Source organism: Nostoc sp. PA-18-2419 (genome assembly GCF_005869855.1).
In the GTDB taxonomy this organism is placed as follows: Bacteria; Cyanobacteriota; Cyanobacteriia; order Cyanobacteriales; family Nostocaceae; genus Nostoc.
Genome location: NZ_SZNH01000008.1, coordinates 220568 through 244738, shown reverse-complemented (window position 1 = coordinate 244738; position 24171 = coordinate 220568). Strand labels below are relative to the sequence as shown.

The window sequence follows — 24171 nt, the reverse complement described above, 5'->3', positions numbered from 1 at the left end:
TTGTAGAGATTTTTCGCCTGATTCCTTCTTAGAATTCCTGCTATGAAAGCAAGTAGCGTTTGATGTTGCTTAACCTCTCTAGGAGAGGCTTTGCATAGCTTGCTTCTCTGTAATAATACGCAAGAAACTTTGTACTTTGTCATTTCCCCTTTGGAAATAACTAATCAACAATGACTAATAACAAAATACTATTATGCCAATGTTGTCAACCCATTCAAGTAGTCTTGTAACTGTCTAGTATGGTCGTGAGACATTTGTCCTAAAGGTAAGAAATTGGAAGCAAAAACTTCGATTTCCATCACTTCTAAAGGATCTTTGACTTCCATTGTCCCATGTACCTCGGCTTCAACCACAATACAAATTGAATGAATTCTCGGATCACGCTCTGGCGAAGAGTAAACTCCTACTAAACGGTTAATTTTCACCAATTCTAGTCCAGTTTCCTCCATCAATTCCCGGCGGACTGTGTTGGGAACATCTTCTCCCCAATCGACAATACCTCCAGGCAATGACCAAAGACCATTGTCACGCCGCCGGATCAGTACGATCCGACCATCGGGTAAAATTGGGATGATACTAGTGCCAGTAATGGGATGACGAAATATAATACCCAATACTGTTTGTCCAATACGCCATAAGCTACGGGTGGACTCGACAGCTGACGGAAAAAAAGCAGTAAGGTTCAATCTTCAAAATTTATGTATTGTATTTTATATTTCCCTACCACTTACATTGGCTCAACTAATATAATTTCTGTTGAGTTTTGTTTTATACAAAAATGTTTGTGGTCTGAGATTTTATTCTGACGATTTACGTAGAACACTCTCAATTCTAACATCAAGTTCATCAATAAGCACTGTATTTCTATATACATAATATTTGTTATCAATCATTAGTTTTCTGTTCTCTTCTGCAAAGTTTAGCTACTGCTCGAATAGAGCCTCGCGTCTTTTTTAATGGGATCTAAGTAAAGGTTTACTTTACTCATACTTTGCGCTTTGCCAAGTGTCATTTATCCATTATTTATTCACTAATGACCAATGACTAATCATTTATAACTACTATATTGTTTAATTAGACCTGTTAAACTTCTGCTAAATAAATAATACTGATTTTTCAAAGAAAAACAATTAATTAGCTAATTTCCATTTAATTAAAATATTTAAAGCTGAGAAACTATATTTTTCATCTAACTACCAAGTAGATAATTTTGAATTGTTATTGACATAATAAAGTTGAATGCGGTAGACTAGAAGACTGTTTAAAGCGTATTAATTGTTGCACTAGGTTACAAGTATATCAAGAACATTGGTAGCTGATATTGCCTACGTTATGCCTAGTTGCAATTTTTTTGTTGTTTATTAATGAGGTGAACATGGCTAAGCGCCGTAACCCGAAAAAAGAAAAGGCGCTACGGAACCAGGCATATGCCCGGAAGTTTCGTAAACGGACTACGACAGGAAGAATGCAGAGAAGGTTCCAACAAAGACCACCGAAGAGTGAGGAAGATGAAGGCGCAGCAGCAATAGATGCTGAGTAGGTTGCCTGTTACAATACTTGCTTTTTAAGTCTTTCAGAATTTGGGGGCGTACAAATGTACGCCCTCAATCATATTGGGGAATAGGGCATTAGTTATTAATTGTTATCCCTGACTTACTCATCTGCCTTATCTCCCCATTGTCCCTAATTTCCACTTATTACTGCCTCTGTTGAGTAACTTGAGCGCGGGCGGCTATTAGTGCTTGATGTACCTGTGCAAAGCCAGTACCACCGTAACTGTTGCGGGCAGCTACAACTTGATTGGGGGATATAGCCTGATAAATATCTGCGGCAAATGCTGGATGTAATTGTTGCCACTCGTCCAATGTCAAATCTTTTAAAAGTTTACCTGTGGCAATACTGGTTTTTACGACTTTACCCACAAGATTGTAAGCTTCTCGGAAAGGTACACCTCGTGCTGCGAGATAATCTGCGACATCGGTAGCATTAGAAAAGTCTTCTGTCACTGCTTCCCCTAAGCGCTGAGTACGAAATTCTAAGCCTTCCTCCAGCAAAATTGTCATTGCTTGCAAACAGGCTTTAACTGTGTTAACGCTATCAAATAGTCCTTCTTTATCTTCTTGCAGGTCTTTGTTATATGCCAAGGGTAGCCCTTTCATAATCACTAGCATTGCCTGGAGATGACCAAACACACGCCCTGTTTTTCCGCGCACCAATTCTGGGACATCAGGATTTTTCTTTTGGGGCATGATACTCGAACCCGTAGCACAGCTATCTTTGAGGGTGACAAAGCGAAATTCTTCAGATGACCAAAGAATCACTTCTTCTGCAAGTCGGCTGAGGTGAACCATAATTAAGCTAGCAGCACACAAAAACTCGATTGCAAAATCGCGATCGCTCACTCCATCGAGGCTATTAGCATAAATATTGTCGAATTTCAATAGTTTGGCTGTGTAATGGCGGTCAATAGGGAAAGTAGTTCCGGCTAAAGCACCGCACCCCAAAGGTGAAATATTCACGCGGCGAGAAACATCACTTAGGCGTTCCCAGTCACGTTGTGCCATTTGAAAGTATGCCAGGAGATGATGAGCTAAACTTAGGGGTTGGGCACGTTGGAGATGAGTATAGCCAGGAATTAAAGTTTCAACGTTTTTTTCCGCTATATTTAAGAGAATATCTTGAAATTCGCGCAATTGGCTTTTGATTTGTTGGATTTGGTCACGGAGGTAGAGTCTGGTATCAGTGCCAACTTGGTCATTACGCGATCGCGCTGTATGCAGTTTTTTACCCACATCGCCGACAATTTCCGTCAATCGTCGTTCAACTGCAAAATGCACATCTTCAGCATCGACACCAGGCTGAAATTTTCCCTGGCGATACTCTTGGCGAACTTGATCTAAACCTGCGATGAGTTGCTCGCCTTCTTCTTTTGAGATAATGCCCGTGTGAGCGAGCATTTGGGCATGAGCTTGAGAACCAGTCAAGTCATATTCGATTAATTCGATATCAAAATTTATACTGGCATTAAAACGAGCGATCGCTGGATGTAATGCTGATTCAAACCGCTGACTCCAAGTTTGTTCTTTAGTCATAGATATAAGGAAAATGAAGGAGAGTTAAGAGTTAGCAGCCTCGCCAGATATATTTCGGTTGCTGCGGTTAAGAGTGATAAATTTTTGACTTCTAACTTCTGACTGCTAACTTTTAACTCCTAACTTTTAAATTTAACCGTAGCTAGTTAGATTCCGAATGATATAGCCAATGACTAAACCGATCAACAATGCCCACACTTGACCTGTCTGTATAAAGTGGTTCCAAGATTTTTGCATCTGACCCATCAGATCTGGATCGGTAATTGTTTGTGCTAATGCCGTGAAATTTACAGGCAAATGCCAAAATAACTGAGATATAAAATCGCTGTAGTAGCTCATATTTGGTGATTAACAGATTGGAGATGCCAAATTTCAGTATCAGTTTATTTATCAAAAAATTACTGATAAATACTGAAATATTGAGTATGACCTTAATGTCTTAACTCAAGATCCAGGCGATGCCAACCGCAATTTCTCGGCTGTTCGTAAAATTTGCCCTGCCAAAACTGCTGCGCCAAAACCATTATCGATATTTACTACACCTACTCCTGCCGCACAAGAATTCAGCATTGTCAACAGGGGTGCTAGACCGCCAAAACTTGCGCCGTAACCAATACTAGTGGGTACAGCAATCACGGGACAATTGGCTAAACCAGCAACGACACTGGGTAAAGCGCCTTCCATCCCCGCCACAACAATCAACACCGATGCCGAATCGATCAGGTGACGATTACTTAATAAGCGGTGAATCCCTGCAACCCCGACATCCCAGAGGCGCTGTACTCGAAAACCAGAAAGTTCAGCAGTGACAGCGGCTTCTTGGGCAACGGGTAGATCGGCAGTACCAGCAGAAAGAATGCCGATTTCGCCCTGAAATTGTGGTTCGATGGTAGGAGGAGCGATCGCACAAATTCGCGCCAGTTCGTAATATCGCAAACCACTAACTTTTGCTTGCAGTGCCTCATAAACTGCTGGTTCAATGCGGGTTGCCATTACCACCGGGTTGCGAAGGCGCATCACCTCAATAATTTGAGCAATTTGATCCGGTGTTTTTCCAGGGCCCCAAATCACCTCTGGAAAACCCGTTCTTAACTGGCGATGGTGGTCAATTTTAGCAAACTCACCCACACTTTCATAGGTTAAGTCTTTGAGAGAATCTAAGGCTATATCTGGGGAAACTTTACCATTGGCAACCGCTTCTAAAAGCGATCGCAAATTTTTTTCATTGGTCATTTGTACTTTGTCCTTTCTCACTTATCATTAGTCATTTATCATTTGTCATTTGCGCTTTGTCCTCTGCAAATAACCAATGACCAATGACCAATGACTAATGACTAATCAGTTACTTTCAATTCGTAGAGGTTCCAGAATGGCCCACCAAGAGCAGTATACCGAATACCTTGGAAGCGATCGTGTACTGCTTGCAAGTTCAATCCTTCTACCAAATGAATAAACGGCAACTGTTCTGAGGCGATGCGCTGATATTCGTAATAAATCTCTTTGCGCTTGTTTTCATCTAATACTTGTGCGCCTTGAATATAAAGGCGATCAATTTGTTTTTCCCAATCAGAAATTTCCCAACCAATTAGCGGCGGATCTCCTGGTTGTGCGCCTTGATTAAATGCGTKAGATCCACCAGTAATTCTCCAGATATTGCTAGCACTGTGGGGTTCAATACCACCTCCAGCAAATCCTCCAAGGTAACAATCCCAATCTTGTGTAACTTTCAATTTTTCTAAATAAGAATTGAAACTGAGGATTTGCAAATCAACTTGAATACCAATTCTCGCAAGGTCTCGGCGGATTTGAGATGCCATATCTCCTCTAACTTTCCTTTCAGAATTTGTTAAGAGTGTAAATCTAACTCGGTTACCATTAGCATCGACAAGTTGATTTTGGGTATTATATTTAAATCCAGCTTCTAACAGTATTTTTTTTGATTTTTCCGGTTGAAAATTATATACCTTTAATCCTTTTTCCGGAGGTAGAAAGTAAGGACTTTTCACATAAACAAATGAATTTTGCAGTTCCCCTATTCCCCGGTAGGCATTAATTTTCATCGTTTCGCGGTCTAGTGCATAGGCTATAGCCTGTCTAAATTCCTTTTGATTAAACCAGCGGGATTTAATAGGGTCTACTAAAGGCTTACCTTGAGAATTCTTAGCTTTATTGAGATTAAAAGAAATAAATGTTGTACTTGTGTCTGGGCCGCCATTATAAATTTTAAACTTTGCTCGTTTTTCTTCTCGTTTGAGCAAACTAAAGCCTTCTGGAGGAACTTCTAAATCATCTAATTGTCCAGAGCGAAAACTAATTAATTGGTTTTCAGTGGATTCAATAATTTGCACAACAATACGCTCAATGTAAGGCTGAGAATTACCCTGAGCATCTTTGCGCCAGTAGTATGGATTGCGTCGAAATATAACTCGCTGACTAGGAACATAACTTTCCATTACATAGGGACCGTTGCCAACAATTTTTTTAGGATCGGTACCTGTTCCCCACAAAGATATAAACTTAGGATTTCCATTAGATTCAGTTGTGCGAATTGCTTCTTGTAGAACATGGGCTGGCATAATTGGGATGCCACCTACATATCTTAAAAAAGGAGCAAAAGGTTCTTGTATAGTGAATTCAACTCGACGGTCATCARTTTTTTTCACTTTTGGCAAAGTGTCTTTCTCGCCAATTTTTAAAGCATCTTTAGTGGAAGTGGGAATTTTCGGATTAAGATAAATTTCGTTATAAGTAAAAACAACATCATCAGCAGTCATCGGCTTACCATCTGACCACTTAATTCCTTCTCGCAAGGTGATTACAATCCGCTGTGCATCTTGAGAAACTTCCCAAGATTCTGCTAAGGCAGGTTCGAGATTTGTGGTTATCGGATTCTCGTTAGTTAATGAGTCATAGATGAAGCCGAAAACGCTATATGCTGAATCATTCAAAGCATAATTAAAAGTTGAAGGCTCGCTCAAAATTGCGGTAACAAGTTGTGGCACTTGAGCCGCTGCGGTTTTGAAGTTACTTGGGTTGCAGGCTGTAAGTGTCAACGCTGTTAATGAACTCAGGATTACTGGCAACCAAAAATGTTTAATTTTTAAAAAGATGGATGGTAATTTCATAGAATTAAATCTACTAGAATTCTGTCTAATTAGGGTTTATGTTATAAAGGATAGCCAAAACGTAAGTTATTGCTCTTTAAAATGTTAGTAAACATCCGGGTCATGGATAGCGCCAGTTCAAGAGAAGGATTTAGAGTAAGTGCAGATATTTATGCAATTATTTTAAATAATATATCAATCATATATGTAAATTCTTATATCAAAATTATATAGTGCTGCATAACTCTGATATTTCTGATATCAGAAAAGCTCTTCGAGGCAAATTTTTTATGAAAAAATACCTTTTAGCGATTGGCGTCACCACTGCATTGTCTACTATAGCTTTCTGTGGAGTAGTTAATGCTAAACTTGCTACAAATGGTAAGAGTCTAAACGGCACCAGCCTAAATGGCGTCAGTCTAAATGGCACTAGTCTAAACGGTTTTACCTTGCAAGGAACGCAACTACGAAGCCTCAAAGTTGAAGGTGGACAGTTGGTAGCAGTACAAAGGGTTGAAGTGAAATAACTGTTCTTGTAGGGTTGAAATCGTAGATTAGTAGCCTTTTGCCTATAAAAGAAATATTTTATACTAGTATCATATTATTCACGGTACACCCTTTTATCCTCTCTGAAACTGAAGTTTAAAAGGGTTACCGTTTAAGAGACTATTTATAAAGTAAATCTTAAGGTAGGGTGTCTTATGGCTTTGCGAGCGCATACCACTATTTACATGTTACGTAATAGCGCTTTCATCATCTTTTTGGTGCCAAATCATCTAAAAATATGCGCCTAACACACCCTACGGTAATTTTATTTTTCCTTGATAAATGACCTCTAATTTTACTTAATTTTTTATATCTAAGATAAGTGTCTAAAGGTGGGAAGGTTAATTTATTTAGTATAAATCAGAATGCTCTTTATAGGAGCATTCAAGCTATGAAAAAACTACTTTTAGCTAGTCTAATCATTATTTTAATAATATCGCTTCTAAGCTGTAATAAATTTGGTCAGCAACAAGCAAAACCATCAAAGGCTAATGAAAAAACTCTAGTTATCAAAGGTAAAGAATTAAAAGGAACAGAATTAATAGCATTTGATGAACAAGGAAGAAAACAAAAATTTCAAATTAAAGATGTAGAATTAGACCTAAAAGATCCAGACAAGGAAACATACCTTTACACAGTTTTTTATCAAAATAAAACTGATTCTCAATGGAAAAATTTGTGTCAGCCTGATGTCAACAACGTTGCTAAGGCGATCGCACTTTCAGGTTCGTGGGATAAAACTGGAAAATATATAGACTCAAGTGATATTTTTACATTTGGTTGTACAAATGGGGCGCTGGCTAAATGCGTTCGCTTTGGCTATAAGCCGTGGAAAAATTTTCAAGGCAAATCACTACGAGACTATCACCAAGCTTGTACTCGTATGATACGTGCTGATTACTGCGGTAACGGTAAAGATCACACTCAAGATGGGACTTCAATTGACGTATATGATGTGCTAAATATTCAAAAACCAACTGCTAACGACAAGATGGTTTTTGAGGCAGCTTGGCAACCAGATGGGGCAACTTGTATTAATCATCCGAGATGGTTTGATCAATTATCTAAAATTCGCCAAGAATGCCCGAATAAACTAACTGGTCGGATTAATGAAAACGGTAGTTGTAAGACAGCAAAAAAAGCGCAGGAGAGTTGGTCAAGTGCTTTGCTTTTCAATGATTCATTCGTCCGAAAACCTTAGAATAGATTCTGATTTTTTTGACATCATTTCATTGTTATAACTGCAATAATAAGACTACAGCATAGGCACAAATGCCTTCTTCTCGTCCTACCGGACCTAATTTTTCATTAGTGGTGGCTTTGATGCCAATTTGATTGGATTCTAATTCTAAAACAGTAGCTAGTTTGTCCCGCATCTTAAGAATATGCGGTTTTAATTTTGGACGTTCTGCCACAACTACCGAGTCAATATTTCCTACTTCCCAGCCTTGTTCGCGAACTAGCTGATGTACTTGAGTTAATAGTATTAAACTATCTGCTCCCGCCCATTGGGGATCGGTGGGGGGAAAATAATGACCAATATCACCCAAGGATAATGCCCCAAGCATGGCATCCATAATCGCATGGGTGAGTACATCGGCATCACTGTGACCCAACAAACCCAGTTCATGGGGAATTTGGATTCCTCCTAAAATTAAAGCGCGATCGCTCACTAGTTGGTGAATATCGTAGCCATTACCAATACGAATTTTAGTCATTTGTTGTTAGTCATTAGTCATTGGGCGTAGAGCACTTATACTGAGCGTACCCCTGCTCTTAAGCAAGGCTGGACGCATCATGTTTGTTAGGGTAAGCCGATGTATGGGGCATTGGTTATTTCCCAACCTCTCCATCTCTCTACTCGCTACTACTGTTGCCCTTTTCCCATTTTTCCAGGAGATCAGGACGGCGATCGCGTGTTTTTTGAATTTGTTGTTCGTAACGCCAGCGATTAATAGCAGCGTGATTTCCAGATAGCAATATCTCTGGTACTTTTAATCCGCGAAAATTTGCTGGGCGAGTATATTGAGGATAATCTAATAAGCCCTCCTCAAAACTTTCTGCTGTTAGGGACTCGGTTTTGGCTACAGTTCCTGGTAAAAGCCGCACTACGCCGTTAATTAAAGCCATTGCTGGAATTTCCCCACCAGTCAAAATAAAATCTCCTAAAGAAACTTCACGAGTCACCAAATGCAGTACCCTCTCATCTACTCCTTCGTAATGCCCACAAATCACTACTAACTGATCATAATTTGTTGCCAATTCTCGCAACAAAGGCTGATTGATTGTTTGACCCTGTGGACTCATTAAAATCACTTCTCTTCTAAGTAGAATCGGCAGCGACTCCACAGCATTGAAGATTGGTTCTGGCTTCATTAGCATCCCTACGCCGCCACCATAGGGTTCATCATCTACCTTACGGTGCTTGTCAGTTGTAAAGTCTCGTGGATTAATCAGATGCACTTGGGCAATCTGTTTGGCTAAGGCTTTACTCAGCAGTCCAGAACTGAGAACAGAGTGAAAACTGTCAGGAAAAAGTGTAACTATATCAAAACGCACAGTAATTCGTATTCAAGGACACTAATCTAAAGAATGAATGTCTAGCAAACACAAGAAGCCAATGTTAGGGTCAAACTACAGTTAAACTTTATCAATAGTATCTAAAAGTACCAACAGCTTGGACTTTAGATGGGATCTAAAGTTTTTCTAATTACTTAAATTTATGTTTAAATGTTGTCACAACTACATTTAAATTAATAATCATATCAAGTTAACAACTTTCAGGATGCATCGAGCCAGCTTTAGAAATAAACGTCGTCTTACCTGCTCGTCCCTAATCTCAGAAGGTAAATCTGACACTTTTGTGCCAGTTTCTTCTTTGTCATTAGAAGCTACACCCAGCTTGCTTCTTTTAAGGAATATAAGTTGTTACAGCCGACCGCACTTGCTAACCTTTGGGATGCTCCTAGGCGAACAACTTTGTGAAAGTTCGCAATGCAGTGTTTCTCTGACGCACTGGCTCCTCAACGGGAGAAACCCCGACACAGAAGTGTCCTCCTTAGCCTACAAAAAAAGGACTATTTTCCCCCTCTGGAAGTGGACAGGTGAAAAACAAGGCGCTAGCAGCAGAGGAATGGCAACAAACACGTTTAAACTGAGGTCTCGTGTACGTTATACAAGAATTTGGAACTGTGGCTCAGGAGAATCCAAACTTTATAAAAGTGTCCTCTCAAAAGTTGCAAAGCGCAAGAATCATCAGGCTCCCGATCTTGTTAAATTCACACGCCATTCGCCACAAGCCGGGAAACCCCTCCAAGGCGATGGCTCCTGAAGTTGTTGACGGAGAAACACAATGCCGGAATTAAAAGCTAAATCGCTGGAAATGAGGACACCCCAAGCAACTAAAACCGCCGTTCTGGTTATCGGAGGCGCAGAAGACAAAGTTCACGGGCGCGATATCCTACGAACTTTTTTTGGACGTGCTGGTGCTAGTAAAGGCTATATTACAATTATTCCATCTGCCTCTCGTGAACCCGCTATCATCGGTGGTCGCTATATTCGGATTTTTGAAGAGATGGGTGCTCAGAAGGTAGAGATTCTAGACATCCGCGAACGAGAACAGTGTGAAGCCTCCCAAATTAAAGCATCCTTAGAAGCCTGTAGTGGGGTGTTTTTGACAGGAGGAGATCAACTGCGTTTGTGTGGCGTATTGGCAGATACGCCAGCGATGGAAATTATCCGGCAGCGGGTGAGGTCAGGGGAACTTACCTTAGCAGGCACTAGTGCCGGAGCGGCAGTGATGGGGCATCATATGATTGCTGGCGGTGGTAGTGGAGAGTCGCCAAATCGTTCTTTAGTGGATATGGCAACGGGCTTAGGATTTATTCCTGAAGTCATTGTTGACCAACACTTTCATAACCGTAATCGTATGGGGCGGCTGATTAGCGCGATCGCAGCTCATCCTGATCGCTTGGGTATTGGCATTGACGAAGATACTTGTGCTGTATTTGAACGTGATGGGTGGCTACAAGTTGTGGGTAAAGGCAGTGTTACCATTGTCGATCCCACCGAACTCACACACACTAATGAACCTTATGTCGGTGCTAATGAACCTTTAACGGTGCATAACTTACGTCTGCATATCCTTAGCTATGGCGATCGCTTCCACTTGTACCAGCGCACTGTATTGCCTGCTGTACACCGAATTTCCAGCTGACGCGCTCAAATTTCTGAGGTTACACTGAGTTGACTAGAAATTTAGATTTACCAGCAAAGGATTTTAGATTAAAAGAGCTTTTTGGTAGGTGTTGGACTAACATCTTGTGACGTTAAGACAACAAAATGGACTAAACAAATCTCAAAGATGCTCGTTTTGCAAAGCACTCCTCTTTTAACTTTGCTAATCCCTACGCTATCGTAAATTTAATAATTAACATGAGTTGGTACCCTTGTGGTGTGTTCCAATCCAAAAGACGCTCGCGGACAAGACGTGAGCTAGCTATCGCAAATCTGTCTGGAAAAGCTTTGCTCAATGGAAACCTTTGCTCAAACTTTTCGCAAAATTCTTAAATTGGTTGATTGCTCATTTATTTCTTGCTGGAGAAAAATGATGAGAATACCATGTAAAAAGAAAAAACTGTTTACGATGAACAGTTTAGCGATCAATTCCAGTAAGAAACTAGAACTTTGGTTCCGAATCTCCATCTACCTATTCCCATGAGAATCCTCAAGATCCAGACCTTACGCGGCCCAAACTACTGGAGCATTCGACGCCACAAGCTGATCGTCATGCGCCTCGATTTAGAAAACCTTGCCGAGACGCCCTCGAATGAAATTCCTGGCTTTTACGAAGGATTAGTAGAGGCGCTGCCAAGTCTGGAGGGTCACTATTGTTCGCCTGGCTGTCGCGGTGGTTTTCTGATGCGGGTGAGAGAAGGCACGATGATGGGTCACATCGTGGAACATGTAGCGCTAGAACTCCAAGAATTAGCTGGAATGCATGTCGGCTTTGGTCGCACTCGCGAAACTGCTGCACGTGGAATTTACCAAGTAGTAATTGAGTACTTGAATGAGGAAGCGGGACGTTACGCTGGACGAGCTGCGGTGCGGCTATGCCAAAGTATCGTTGATCGTAGTCGTTACCCCAAAGCAGAACTAGAGCAAGATATCCAAGACCTGAAAGACTTCAGCCGTGATGCTTCCTTAGGACCTTCTACTGAGGCGATCGTCAAAGAAGCTGAAAAAAGAGGTATTCCCTGGATGGCTTTAGAAGCCCGCTTTTTGATTCAGCTAGGCTATGGCATCAATCAAAAGCGGATGCAGGCAACAATGACGGACAACACCGGCATTTTGGGCGTAGAACTAGCTTGCGACAAAGAAGCCACCAAGCGCATCCTCGCCGCCGCCGGGGTACCAGTGCCTAGAGGTACAACAATCAACTTTTTGGACGATTTAGAAGAAGCCATTGAATACGTTGGCGGCTATCCCATTGTGATTAAGCCCCTTGATGGCAATCACGGACGTGGTATTACTATTGATATTAGAACCTGGGATGAAGCTGAAGCTGCCTATGAAGCTGCCAGACAAGTTTCCCGCTCAATTATCGTTGAAAGATATTATGTTGGGCGCGACCACAGGGTACTGGTAGTAAATGGCAAAGTAGTGGCAGTAGCCGAACGCGTACCAGCTCATGTAATTGGTAATGGCAGAGCCACTATCGCCGAATTGATTGAAGAAACAAACCAAGACCCGAATCGCGGTGAAGGGCACGATAATGTCCTGACCAAAATTGAACTAGACCGCACCTCTTACCAACTTTTAGAAAGGCAAGGCTACACCTTAAATAGTGTACCAGCCAAGGGTACAGTTTGTTACCTGCGGGCAACAGCCAACTTGAGTACAGGTGGCATTGCCGTAGACCGCACCGACGAAATCCACCCAGAAAATATTTGGTTGGCACAAAGGGTAGTGAAAATTATCGGTTTAGATATCGCTGGTTTAGATATCGTCACCTCGGACATTAGCCGTCCCCTACGGGAAGTAGATGGCGTGATTGTCGAAGTTAACGCTGCTCCTGGCTTTCGGATGCACGTTGCCCCTAGTGTTGGCATTCCCCGCAACGTTGCTGGTGCGGTGATGGATATGCTGTTCCCTAACGAACAATCTAGCCAAATTCCGATTCTTAGCGTCACGGGTACCAATGGCAAAACCACTACTACTCGACTGTTAGCACATATATATAAGCAGACGGGTAAAGTTGTAGGATATACTACAACAGATGGTACATATATCGGTGATTACTTAGTAGAATCGGGCGATAACACAGGCCCCCAAAGTGCCCATCTTATTCTGCAAGACCCAACAGTAGAAGTAGCAGTGCTGGAAACAGCTCGCGGTGGAATTCTCCGCTCTGGGCTGGGCTTTGAAGCAGCAAATGTGGGTGTGGTATTGAATGTAGCCGCTGACCACTTAGGAATAGGCGATATAGATACTATAGAACAGTTAGCTAACCTTAAGAGCGTAGTTACAGAAGCCGTATTCCCTGATGGTTATGCAGTACTCAACGCTGATGATCGCCGCGTCGCTGCTATGTCAGAAAAAACTAAAGCCAATATTGCTTACTTCACAATGAATCCCGACTCGGAATTGGTGCGGAAGCACATTCAAAAGAGCGGAGTTGCGGCGGTATATGAAAATGGGTATCTGTCGATTGTCAAAGGCGATTGGACACACCGTATAGAAAGAGCAGAAAATATACCTTTAACAATGGGCGGACGTGCACCATTTATGATTGCCAACGCCTTAGCAGCAAGTTTGGCAGCGTTCGTGCAAAATGTGACAATTGAGCAGATTCGTGCTGGTTTGAAGACCTTCAGAGCTTCCGTAAGTCAGACGCCGGGACGGATGAATTTGTTTAATTTAGGCAATTATCACGCTTTGGTGGACTATGCCCATAACCCTGCAAGTTACGAAGCAGTCGGTAGTTTTGTGCAAAACTGGACTACAGGACAACGTATTGGCGTAATAGGGGGTCCAGGCGATCGCCGTGACGAAGACTTTGTGACCTTGGGCAAACTAGCAGCTCAAATTTTTGACTACATCATCGTTAAAGAAGACGATGACACTAGAGGAAGACAACGAGGATCGGCTGCTCAGTTGATTGTTCAAGGCATTACCCAAGTTAAGTCTGATAGTCGCTATGAATCAATTTTGGATGAAACACAAGCGATTAACAAAGGCTTAGACATGGCACCAAATAACAGCTTAGTGGTAATTTTACCAGAAAGCGTGAGTCGGGCAATTAAATTAATTAGAGGGCGTGGTGTAGTTAAAGAAGAGATACACCAACAAAATAGTGGTACAGCGATCGTCGATTCTCAAAATGGAATCGCACCTTCTTCTGTAGTTAATACATTGCTGTAGTCGATAGTAGAGAGGCGATGAGTCGCATCTCTACTATTGACAGTTGCTGTGCTGTAAATATCAAATTCTCCACAAAGAGTTAACTATTTTTCTTGTTCTGAATTGGTTTGGTCATTCGGAGTATTCACTCCTTCCTTAAAACCGCGTAAGGTTTTACCCAGTGCGCTTCCCAGTTCGGGAATTTTTTTTGGGCCAAAAATGAGAATAGCGACAAGCGCAATAACGCTGACCTCAGGCCATCCTAGTCCAAACATATAACTCTCCTCTAAGGCATCTGTAACTAAATAGCGATCGCTTCCCCAACAGAGCAAGGTGGATATGGGGACGCAACTAACTTCCCGTTAGATTGGTAATTGGCAAACCTAACAAATCACTTAATTTATGAGCCAACCATTCAAGTTCTGCTTCGGATAATATAATATCGCGATAGTTCCCACCAACTTGATATATTTATTCTCCTGACCAAATATATAGTGCTGAACTTGGTAGCGCTCACCTAATATTTGACCAATCATAATTAGCAGTTTTTTATACTTTAAATATTAAATTAGTCTATTTTTAGAGAAAACATTGTATAAAATACTACTCACTGATATCAAGATGTAACCAATCGCTTAACTCATGAGCTAACCATTCCAGTTCCGCTTCAGTAATAGCAGTACTCATATTACCAAGTTGATATTTTTTTACTCCTGTCCAAATATCCAATTGTGCTGGAACAGCAATTCTATTGGCTTGAGAGTCTTGAGTAAAATGTTTGGGAATGTAAACCAACTTCGTAATACTTTGTCTGGTGGATGTGCGGGAACGATAAAATTTCCAGGCAAAGAGATCCCAAGTGAGAGAAATTTGTTCTGAATTCAGGCGTAAGCTGATGCGTCCAAATATATGAAATAAAAATTTATACACCATTAGAAAGCCAGCACCCCAAAAGGGAAGCGAGAACAAGGCAAAGGGAATATTGACGGGAAAAGGGGCCGAGAGGGCGCCAATTGTCCAAAAGAGGATAAATGAATTCCAGGCGATCGCAAATAAACCTGTCAATACTATTGATGGTTCAAAATCAGCCGGTGGAACAATAATTTCTAGAGAATCCTGATTTTTGGTTAATTGAATCTTACTCCCATGTGGTTTGCTAACAGCCAAAACAGGCGAACTCGATTGTGGTTTCTCTAAGGCTGCGATCGCAACAGTAGCAGAACTCAAACGTTTTTCTAAACTGGGTTCAACCATCTGCTGCAACCAATTAATAAAGCTGGGACTAAGATTACCTACTTGCTCAAATTGAATGCGAAAATCCTTTTGGGGTAAATCTGCTGGGTGAGTACCCACTATCAAATAAATTAAGGTTGCACCTAAACTATAAAGGTCAGATGCTGCAACAGTCCGTCCGCCAAATTGCTCCTGTGGCATATAGCCATAGGTTCCCACTATAGTCCTAGTCCCGGTTTCTGTCGCCAGGATAGTTTGCACCGAACCAAAATCGATTAGATAAACTTCACCAACACTATTACCAGAGCGATCGCCCAATAAAATATTGCTAGGCTTAATATCACGGTGGATTACAGGCGGATGCAATCCATGTAAGTAAATCAGAATCTCTAAAATAGCTTTGGCTATTTGTTTGACTTCAGCTTCAGTAAAAGTCCGCCCAGTTTGTAAATATTGCTCTAAAGTTTGTGCTGGAATATAAGTTTGTACTAAGCAAAATCCTTTGATAGTTGGTGAATTGACCTCAAAATAGTCTAAATAGCGAGGTATACACGGATGTGACAAAGACTTTAAAGTTTGGGCTTCTCGCTCAAACAGCTTGAGATCGTCCCATTCAAAGTCACTACCGAAAGAAAGTAACTTGATGACGACTAATTCCTGAGTTTTTAAGTCACGAGCTAATAGCGTTCGCCGCCCTGCTTTTTTTCCTAATAGCTGCTGAACTTGGTAGCGATCGCTTAATATTTCGCCAATCATTATGGTTTTTGATAACGCTACGTTTAAAAAGTTTTCATAGCTTATGGCTTTTGAATGTGGTCTGCCAATATCTTTAGTATAATTGCGTAGTTTTATGCCCTCCCAACTTTGGCCTTACATTACCCCAGGTATTCCCGATGAATTGTTCGAGCATTTGCCAGGAATTCCCTTCAGCCAGCGAGAAGTCCGACTGTTGTTAATCGCTCAACTGCGCCTACAACCAAATTCGGTGTTGTGGGACATTGGTGCTGGGACGGGTACAATTCCTGTAGAGGTAGGCTTGCTGTGTCCAAAAGGCAAGATTATCGCAGTAGAAAGGGATGAAGAAGTAGCTAATCTGATTAAGCGTAACTGCGATCGCTTTGAAGTCGACAATGTCGAAGTCATTGAAGGTAGCGCCCCAGAGTGTTTGCAGGATCTTAAGGTCATCCCTCACCGCGTTTGTATTGAAGGAGGACGCCCAATTCAAGAAATTTTGCAAGCTGCTTGGCAATATTTACCAACATCAGGTCGGGTTGTAGCCACAGCTGCTAATCTAGAAAGTTTGTATGCTATTTCCCAAAGTTTTTCGCTATTAAGGGCTAGAAATATCGAAGTCGTTCAATCTGCGGTTAATCGCTTAGAAACACGGGGCTTTTCTCAAACCTTTACCGCCGTCGATCCGATTTTTATCCTCAGTGGTGAGAAACTGGATTAGGGATTGCGGACTGGGGACTAGGAACTCGGGACTGAGAATTAGCGAAGAGTTTTCCCAATCATCAATACCCAATACCCAATCCCCAATACCCAATCCCCATTACCCCTTATCCCCACAGGGGGCCCCATCTTCCCCAGTCCCCAGTACCCAATACTTCTATGCCTTGGTCTCGGATTATTAGTGGAATTATTGCGATCGCTCTTGCTCTTTGTGTGACCCTTTTGGGGGGTTGGTACTTTACCATMATGTTTGCGGTTGTGGTCTTTCTGGGTCAACAAGAATATTTTAATTTGGTGCTAGCTAGAGGCATTGCTCCTGCTGCTAAAACAACTATGGCTGTTAGCCAAGTTTTGCTAGTGATTTGTACCCTTGATGGCAGTTTAGCTGATGCTGTGATGCCAATAGCTGGAACACTAATTTGTTTTTATCTACTGTTTCAACCCAAATTTGCCACCATCGCCGATATTTCTGCTTCAATTATGGGGCTATTTTACGTTGGTTATTTACCAAGTTACTGGGTGCGGTTACGAGCAATTGATAGTGCTGCTTTCAGCAATCTCCCTTTCGGGGGCTACTGGCCCACAACCTGGACAGATTTCTACCAAAAGGCAAATTCTATTTCTTTACCACAAGGTTTGACAGTAACGCTGCTGACTTTATTATGTATTTGGGCAGCTGATATTGGTGCTTATACTATCGGCAAATTCTTTGGTAAAACACGTTTATCGGATATTAGTCCGAAAAAAACCGTAGAAGGTGCTGTGTTTGGTATTACCTCCAGTGTCGCTGTAGCTTTAGCTGGAGCTTACTATCTGCACTTGCCTAAATCTGTGTTTACTGGTCTAGCATTGGGTTTACTGATTGGCATTGCTAGCCTTCTAGGGGATCTCACCGAGTCTATGCTCAAACGAGATGCCGGAGTCAAGGATTCGGGACAGTTAATCCCTGGTCATGGTGGTATTTTAGACCGTACTGATAGTTATATTTTTACAGCTCCTTTGGTCTACTACTTTGTAACGCTACTTTTGCCACTACTCGCAGATGGGTAAGATCGTGGGGCAAAAAAATCTTATTTTTTTGTACAAATTGGCGATTTTTGATCCCAAGCCGACAAAGGTTGGGGTTAAGTTCTGTTGAACTTAGGTTGAGTTAGGAGCCTGACTACAGACTTTTGGGTTGCTTTGCTTATGAGTAGACCCACAGACGGCGATCGCCACCCGCTATGATTGGAATAAACAAGTCAAATCCTTTTGGCTTCAGCTTTCTGCCTTGTTTGTTGAAAGTTAGCAGTTAAAAGTTATGAGTTACTCTCGCCCGACACTTCTCACACCTCAATAAACGCTATATTATTTAAAATTAGGTATTAACATTTTGAATTTCAAGGATTAACGTTAATCCGCCCACGACACAATAGTTTGCCTGGGATCAGTGTTAGTTCTTGAATATCAACATCTGAGCCAAGATCCAAATTGTACCCATGATTGTCTTGGAATAAATCTCTGTAGTCATCTTTGATTTGGATATCTGTTAGTTGCAACTCATGACCATTGAGTAACTGCAAGCCCAGACAGACCTTCACAGATGTTGTTTTACTATTGGTGACTCTTAGACCAACGAGTATAATTTGGTTGTTATTAAGAATAATTTCTTGCCAATTAATGGGTTGTGTTTTTAGGCAATGTGTTGGTAAAACCTTAACCAGTAGATCGTTTAATGCAGTCGATAATAATTCAGATGAGAGAGAAGCATTAAGATCTTTCTCGTCTATGGTCAAATCCCCAATAACTGGTACTATTTGTAACAGTCGCAAGGGCTGTCCCTTGAGTATCGACCCAATATTTATCTGAATATTTTCTGCTATTAATCGAATTTCTGTAATTAGGAGTCCTTGATAAACTGCATCAGTAGCAAAAATAGATACCGAAGGAATGCGTCCAGAGAGAATTTGCCGATCGCTGGCTTTGATCTCCACTTCTAGTTCAGATATCTGGCTAACTTGCGCTCTCAACCACAGCTTTAGTGCTGTTGTTAGTACTTGCGTAATTATTCGGATTTTGTTTACATTTGTTGTTTGGGAATTTTGCTCTGACATCTAACTAATGGAGTTTATGAGTATTTGCTCAACAACCGACAAACTTAAAGTTTGCCTTAAATGTAACATTTATGCCTACTTACTACAAAATGCAAATATCATTTAATAGTTAACAGGAAATCAGCAATTTCTACATGGAGGCACGGTTACAAAAAATTCTGGCTCAGTGGGGTATTGCCTCACGTCGTGAAGCTGAAGAAATGATTAAGCAATCACGGGTGCGGATCAATGGGGTATTGGCAAATTTAGGTCAAAAAGTCGATCCCGAAAAAGATGCGATCGCTATTGATGGCAAGCTGATATCCGCAAAGCAGCGTCCAGCTTTAATTTATCTGTTGCTGCATAAACCAGTTGGAGTAGTTTCAACTTGCGACGATCCTCACCAAAGACCAACAGTCTTGGATCTACTACCGAAAGAATTACGAGAAGGTTTAGGTATCCATCCAGTTGGGCGTTTAGATGCAGACTCCACAGGAGCATTAATCCTGACAAATGACGGAGACTTGACATTTGGACTAACCCATCCACGTCACAGCATTTCCAAAACGTATCGTGTTTTGGTAAAAGGACATCCTCCAGAAGCAGTATTGCGGATGTGGCGTCAAGGTGTGGTGTTGGAGGGTAGAAAAACACGACCAGCTAAGGTACACCTGATAGAACGTTGTGCTGAAGGTAGCTTTTTAGAAATTGTTTTACAGGAGGGAAGAAATCGCCAAATTCGTCGTATAGCACAACAATTAGGATACCCAGTAATTCAACTCCATCGAAGTGCGATCAGCTCAATTCAATTACAAACACCAAAAGAACCCTTTTTAGCAGAGGGCAAATATCGGTTTCTCAAAGATAGTGAAATTCACTTTTTGCAAGAGATGATAAACGAGAATTCACCAATTCCAAATCGAGGATTGAGAATTTAAGTAGGTAAGGTTTGAGAGCGCCAAGTAGTTGTAGACTACCCTTTGGGTGACACTCCTGAGCGTTGTGTGAGCGAGTGTGCGTATGATTTAATTTGCTAACGCTCTTAAATGCGCTAATCATTTACATAAGAAAATTTTGTTGTACAGTTGGCTCACCAAATCGTAAATTTGTCTAGGGGTTTTAAACCCATTTATTCATCAGAAAAGTAGCTATATAATTCACCCTGAATCTGGCTTGTGAATTCACCAATTCACCAATTATTGTTCAAGTAACCTATTAAATGATTTAGTTGAGTTAAGGAGTGTCATAAGGCATGAAATGGCCAAGAAAGAAAAACAATCAGCAGCCCTCACTTTCATTAGAACAACAAAGATCCCAAAAGTTGGCAGAAATAGGTGCTCAACTTTGGGCATCACGTCAAGAACAGGGTTTATCCTTAGAACAAGTGGTTGTATTGACCATGATTCCCCGACGATTATTGCAGGCGATGGAAGAAGGTAATTTAAACGATCTTCCAGAACCAGTTTATATCCAAGGTTTGATCAGGCAATTTGGCGACGCACTGGGCTTAAATGGAGCCGAATTGGCTGAGACTTTTCCGATCAATTCTCCACAAGTCAACTCCCAAGCTACTTCCAAGACTTCACCCTTAAATCAACTACGTCCTGTTCATCTTTATTTTCTTTACATATTGCTAATTTTATGCTCTGTAAATGGCTTATCTCAGTTATTAAATAATGCCGTACTACAAGCAAGTAATATCCAAGAGTCAGATCTAAAACAAGAGTCGATTGTCAAACCAGAAATAGTCAAACCAGAAATAACCGAACCAAAACAGTCAATACAAGTCCAACCTGTCAGCGACACATTGAGCGGCGTCAAACAAACAGAGGTTGTACAGATTGGCGTTACCTTAAAAGCCTCATCCTGGATTCGTGTAATAGCTGATGGCAAAACAGAGTTTGAGGGTACTTTACCAGAAGGTACCCACCGGATTTGGAAAGCCCAAGAGCAACTAACGGTAAAAACTGATAATGCTGGCGGTGTCTTAATGAGCGTTAATCAAGAGAAAGCCAAAGAAATGGGAGAGCCTGGTAAAGAAGAAGAAATTAGGATTGCAGCTGCAAAACCCAAGCTTTTGAGATGAGCGAGGAAGAAGACGCGGGGAATGGAAGACGCTCTGACGCAACAAACAAGACCCAAAAAGTGGAAGACATAATAAAAGAATTCTCTATATCCCCACTTGAAAGCGTCAGAGCATGACCGCATCCTTAAGCTTCTTGCGGTGCGCGTCCATTGATTTGAGTGAGAACTTTTAGCCTTGAGCTTAATTCCTCTGTGATCGCTCCTGCTTGATAACGCCACTCCCAGTTACCCTCAGCAACACTAGGAAAATTCATCCGCGCTTCGTTTCCTAATCCCAAAATGTCTTGTAAAGGGATAATTGCTTGATTAGCTACGGAACTCAATGCTAGTCGAATTAAATCCCAGTGGACTCCGTCAGGACTAATAGAACCTAAATAAAGCGATAAGTTTTCCTTTTCGGACTCAGTAGCTGTATTGAACCAACCCACAGTTGTGTCATTATCGTGGGTGCCAGTATAAACTACAGCATTTCTTGGGTAATGGAATGGTAAAAATGGATTTTCAGGATCGGCAGTAAAGGCAAACTGTAAAATTTTCATCCCAGGAAATCCATACTTGTCTCGCAGGGCTTCTACCCCTGGTGTAATTACTCCTAAATCTTCTGCCAAGACGGGTAACTTGCCCAATTTATGTCTAATTGCTTCAAAAAAAGCATCACCAGGCGCTTGTATCCATTCCCCATTGATGGCAGTTTTTTCGCCTTTAGGCACAGCCCAATAAGCCTCAAAGCCTCGGAAGTGGTCAATGCGAATAATATCTACATAATCCAGCATTGCTTCAAAGCGTTGTACCCACCATTTAAAATCTTGTTTTTGCAGTTCTTCCCAGTTATAAACTGGGTTACCCCACAACTGACCCGTGGCGCTAAAGTAATCTGGTGGAACTCCTGCCATTTGGGCTGCTTCTCCCGTCTCTTTGTCTAGGCAAAACATATCGGGATGTGCCCACACGTCAGCACTATCATGAGCTACGTAGATGGGGATATCACCAATAATATCAATGCCACGCATATTGGCATAACTTTTGATATCTGACCACTGACGAAAAAACTTAAATTGAATGAATTTATGATAGAAAATCTCTTCGGTAAGCCGATGCTGTACCTGCTCCAATGCTTGTGGTTCGCGTTTGACAAGTTCTGACTCCCATGCATGCCAATTTGAGTTATGGTTGACATCTTTGAGCGCCATAAATAAGGCAAAATTATCTAACCAATAAGCTTTGCTGTCACAAAAACCAGTAAACTCTTGCTGTTGGAAAGGTGTAGCATTGGTTTTAAAGTTTTCACAGGCTTTTTTGAGTAACTGCATCTTAATCGGCACAACCTGCTGAAAGTCTACCTTTTCTGCCGGAAATGTTGGTAGGTTAGCAAAGTCTTCTTCAGTTAGTAAACCGTCTTCTTGTAATTTTTCTGGGCTAATTATTAGAGGATTTCCCGCCATTGCCGAGTAGCACATATACGGGGAATTACCAAATGCAGTTGGGCCCAAGGGTAAAACTTGCCAATATTGTTGATGAGTTTCTTTGAGAAAATCAACGAAGCGATATGCTTCTAAGCCTAAATCCCCAATACCAAATCGACTGGGAAAGGAGGTAGGATGCAGCAAAATGCCACTAGATCTAGGAAAAGGCATATTTAACCTGAATTAAGGGAGCAAGCGATCGCCACAATAAAATACTACGCGATCGTATCGAATTTATCATGGAGTATTTGCAGAGTAAATCAAGTAAACTCATTTTGTTTGTGATTAGTCATTTATCTTTGACTAATGACCAATGACCAATGACTAATTACTATGACTCACCGCAATCCTACACCGACAGTTGATATCATCATTGAACTAGTAGACCGACCTCATCGGCCAATAGTGTTAATTGAAAGACAGAATTCACCTTTAGGTTGGGCTATTCCTGGCGGTTTTGTAGATTATGGAGAAGCGGTAGAAGTGGCGGCGCGGCGAGAAGCCGAAGAAGAAACGGGTTTGCAGGTGGAATTAATTGAACAATTTCTGGTGTACTCTGACCCAAATCGGGATCCGCGTCAGCATACGATTAGCATTGTGTTTTTAGCAACGGCGACGGGGGAACMTCTAGCTGGAGATGATGCTAAGGGTCTAAGCATTTTTGAGTCTTGGCGCGTACCGAGTAATTTATGTTTTGACCACGATCGCATTTTGCAGGATTATTGGCGATATCGGCACTATGGGATACGTCCAAGGTTGGGGTAAAGATTGAGAACCATGCAAATAAAGGTGTTCTTAAATAGTCGCGGTTTTTATATCAGAAAGAATTGGCAATTAATAGACGATAGAAATCAGTAAACAGCAAACATCGTTCAACAAAGTAATATCTATGACTCGTAAAGTAATTCATACAGATAACGCACCCGCACCAGTCGGCCCTTATAATCAAGCGATCGCTGCTTCTGGTCAATTGGTATTTGTAGCTGGACAAATTGCCATCGATCCCCGCCTTGGTGATGTCGTCTACACTGATGATGTCAAAAAGCAAACCGAGCAAGTAATGGCTAATCTGGAAGCCATCCTCACAGCAGCCGGAGCGACTTTTGAAGATGTAGTGAAAACTACTGTTTTTCTCGCTGATATGAATGATTTCGCGGCGGTAAATGCCGTTTATGCTAAATATTTTCCGGAAAATACAGCCCCAGCGCGTGCTTGTGTAGAAGTATCGCGGTTACCTAAGGATGTGTTGGTAGAAATTGAATGTATCGCTGTGATTAGCGGTTAGTGCGAATATACATTATCAGAATGAAAGCCTGGAACTACACAAATGATGCCTATCAAGCTAGGTTTATTTTACTCAAATTCTTGTCAATTGCTCCCATTAATTTGCAGCCAAGGGAGACTTTCACCCTACTAGAGTAATTCTTTAAAATTAAAGTGCCAGCAGAAATTTGTGATAACTGCGGAGAATATTACTTGGATGATACGATTACTGAAGAAGTTTTACAAAGAGCAGAAATTGCTGTGAATAATGGTGCAGAGGTTGAAATTTTCGATATGCAGCTTAGATTTTGCTTGCTATAAGGTCGATAAAAACTCTCTTAATGACCTCTTAAAAATGCAATTGCTTCTATCAAACTCATATTTGATTTTTCAACAAGCTAGATACAACTCAAAAAGTCTAATTCCCCACCTTTTGTACAGACGCGATTAATCGCGTCTC

General features: G+C 41.4%; 21 protein-coding genes and 1 pseudogene. 11 read left to right on the top strand and 11 right to left on the bottom strand.

Going from position 1 to position 24171, the window contains the following annotated elements:
- Window positions 1–191: 191 nt before the first annotated feature.
- From FCR06_RS11205 to FCR06_RS11185, 5 genes are all read right to left on the bottom strand, one after another.
- A complete protein-coding gene (locus tag FCR06_RS11205; RefSeq protein WP_138499570.1) occupies window positions 192–686 on the bottom strand; it encodes an NUDIX hydrolase in 495 nt (164 codons plus the stop codon).
- A 1011-nt stretch (window positions 687–1697) separates the two neighbouring features.
- Complete coding sequence (gene argH, locus FCR06_RS11200) at window positions 1698–3092, bottom strand: argininosuccinate lyase (RefSeq protein ID WP_138499568.1); 1395 nt, start codon at window positions 3090–3092, stop codon at window positions 1698–1700.
- A gap of 132 nt (window positions 3093–3224) precedes the next feature.
- Entirely contained in the window at window positions 3225–3431 is a 207-nt protein-coding gene (locus FCR06_RS11195; protein WP_138499566.1) for a hypothetical protein, read from the bottom strand.
- A 105-nt stretch (window positions 3432–3536) separates the two neighbouring features.
- Entirely contained in the window at window positions 3537–4325 is a 789-nt protein-coding gene (larB, locus tag FCR06_RS11190; protein WP_138499564.1) for a nickel pincer cofactor biosynthesis protein LarB, read from the bottom strand.
- Window positions 4326–4426: 101 nt separating this feature from the next.
- Entirely contained in the window at window positions 4427–6217 is a 1791-nt protein-coding gene (locus tag FCR06_RS11185; protein ID WP_138499562.1) for an ABC transporter substrate-binding protein, read from the bottom strand.
- A 269-nt stretch (window positions 6218–6486) separates the two neighbouring features.
- On the opposite strand from FCR06_RS11185, the gene FCR06_RS11180 reads away from it, so the two are divergent.
- Both FCR06_RS11180 and FCR06_RS11175 read left to right on the top strand, forming a co-directional pair.
- Window positions 6487–6723 carry a hypothetical protein gene (locus tag FCR06_RS11180; protein WP_138499560.1) on the top strand — a complete coding sequence of 79 codons (237 nt, stop codon included), beginning with the start codon at window positions 6487–6489 and terminating at the stop codon, window positions 6721–6723.
- Window positions 6724–7133: 410 nt separating this feature from the next.
- The gene (locus tag FCR06_RS11175; protein WP_138499558.1) at window positions 7134–7943 is read left to right on the top strand and encodes an ADYC domain-containing protein; all 810 of its coding nucleotides are present in this window, start codon (window positions 7134–7136) and stop codon (window positions 7941–7943) included.
- Between the two features lie 34 nt (window positions 7944–7977).
- On the opposite strand, the gene ispF is transcribed toward FCR06_RS11175, so the two are convergent.
- Together ispF and trmD are read right to left on the bottom strand one after the other, a co-directional pair.
- Entirely contained in the window at window positions 7978–8460 is a 483-nt protein-coding gene (gene ispF, locus FCR06_RS11170; protein WP_138499556.1) for a 2-C-methyl-D-erythritol 2,4-cyclodiphosphate synthase, read from the bottom strand.
- 139 nt (window positions 8461–8599) lie between these two features.
- On the bottom strand, window positions 8600–9301 hold the full coding sequence (gene trmD, locus FCR06_RS11165) for a tRNA (guanosine(37)-N1)-methyltransferase TrmD (protein WP_138499555.1): 702 nt from the start codon (window positions 9299–9301) through the stop codon (window positions 8600–8602).
- 793 nt (window positions 9302–10094) lie between these two features.
- Between trmD and FCR06_RS11160 the strand changes: the two genes are divergently transcribed.
- Window positions 10095–10958 (top strand): cyanophycinase, encoded by an 864-nt coding sequence (locus FCR06_RS11160; protein WP_138499553.1) that lies wholly within the window; start codon window positions 10095–10097, stop codon window positions 10956–10958.
- 500 nt (window positions 10959–11458) lie between these two features.
- The gene (gene cphA, locus FCR06_RS11155; RefSeq protein WP_138499551.1) at window positions 11459–14164 is read left to right on the top strand and encodes a cyanophycin synthetase; all 2706 of its coding nucleotides are present in this window, start codon (window positions 11459–11461) and stop codon (window positions 14162–14164) included.
- An 83-nt stretch (window positions 14165–14247) separates the two neighbouring features.
- Here the strand turns inward: cphA and tatA are convergent, their stop codons facing one another.
- Window positions 14248–14418 carry a twin-arginine translocase TatA/TatE family subunit gene (gene tatA, locus FCR06_RS11150; protein WP_138499549.1) on the bottom strand — a complete coding sequence of 57 codons (171 nt, stop codon included), beginning with the start codon at window positions 14416–14418 and terminating at the stop codon, window positions 14248–14250.
- Between the two features lie 328 nt (window positions 14419–14746).
- Window positions 14747–16132, bottom strand: a complete 1386-nt coding sequence (locus FCR06_RS11145) for a serine/threonine protein kinase (protein ID WP_138499547.1) — start codon at window positions 16130–16132, stop codon at window positions 14747–14749.
- Between the two features lie 94 nt (window positions 16133–16226).
- Here FCR06_RS11145 and cbiT point away from each other — a divergent pair, with 94 nt between their 5' ends.
- Together cbiT and FCR06_RS11135 are read left to right on the top strand one after the other, a co-directional pair.
- The gene (gene cbiT / locus FCR06_RS11140; RefSeq protein WP_138499545.1) at window positions 16227–16829 is read left to right on the top strand and encodes a precorrin-6Y C5,15-methyltransferase subunit CbiT; all 603 of its coding nucleotides are present in this window, start codon (window positions 16227–16229) and stop codon (window positions 16827–16829) included.
- Between the two features lie 158 nt (window positions 16830–16987).
- Window positions 16988–17878 carry a phosphatidate cytidylyltransferase gene (locus FCR06_RS11135; RefSeq protein ID WP_138499543.1) on the top strand — a complete coding sequence of 297 codons (891 nt, stop codon included), beginning with the start codon at window positions 16988–16990 and terminating at the stop codon, window positions 17876–17878.
- A gap of 329 nt (window positions 17879–18207) precedes the next feature.
- On the opposite strand, the gene FCR06_RS11130 is transcribed toward FCR06_RS11135, so the two are convergent.
- Window positions 18208–18921: a DUF2993 domain-containing protein gene (locus FCR06_RS11130; RefSeq protein WP_138499541.1), complete on the bottom strand. Its 714-nt coding sequence runs from the start codon at window positions 18919–18921 to the stop codon at window positions 18208–18210.
- 134 nt (window positions 18922–19055) lie between these two features.
- Between FCR06_RS11130 and FCR06_RS11125 the strand changes: the two genes are divergently transcribed.
- Window positions 19056–19838, top strand: coding sequence for a pseudouridine synthase (locus FCR06_RS11125; RefSeq protein ID WP_138499539.1), 783 nt, complete (start codon window positions 19056–19058; stop codon window positions 19836–19838).
- Between the two features lie 314 nt (window positions 19839–20152).
- On the top strand, window positions 20153–20986 hold the full coding sequence (locus FCR06_RS11120; RefSeq protein WP_138499537.1) for a helix-turn-helix domain-containing protein: 834 nt from the start codon (window positions 20153–20155) through the stop codon (window positions 20984–20986).
- Between the two features lie 124 nt (window positions 20987–21110).
- On the opposite strand, the gene malQ is transcribed toward FCR06_RS11120, so the two are convergent.
- Window positions 21111–22619, bottom strand: a complete 1509-nt coding sequence (malQ, locus tag FCR06_RS11115; protein ID WP_138499536.1) for a 4-alpha-glucanotransferase — start codon at window positions 22617–22619, stop codon at window positions 21111–21113.
- A gap of 162 nt (window positions 22620–22781) precedes the next feature.
- On the opposite strand from malQ, the gene FCR06_RS11110 reads away from it, so the two are divergent.
- The 3 genes and pseudogenes from FCR06_RS11110 to FCR06_RS11100 all read left to right on the top strand — a co-directional run bounded on the left by FCR06_RS11110 (window position 22782) and on the right by FCR06_RS11100 (window position 24032).
- The gene (locus tag FCR06_RS11110; protein WP_138499534.1) at window positions 22782–23213 is read left to right on the top strand and encodes an NUDIX domain-containing protein; all 432 of its coding nucleotides are present in this window, start codon (window positions 22782–22784) and stop codon (window positions 23211–23213) included.
- A gap of 106 nt (window positions 23214–23319) precedes the next feature.
- A pseudogene (locus tag FCR06_RS11105) lies at window positions 23320–23733 on the top strand (RidA family protein); the annotation flags it as partial.
- 152 nt (window positions 23734–23885) lie between these two features.
- Window positions 23886–24032 (top strand): YgiT-type zinc finger protein, encoded by a 147-nt coding sequence (locus FCR06_RS11100; protein WP_223280103.1) that lies wholly within the window; start codon window positions 23886–23888, stop codon window positions 24030–24032.
- The last annotated feature ends 139 nt before the right edge of the window (window positions 24033–24171 follow it).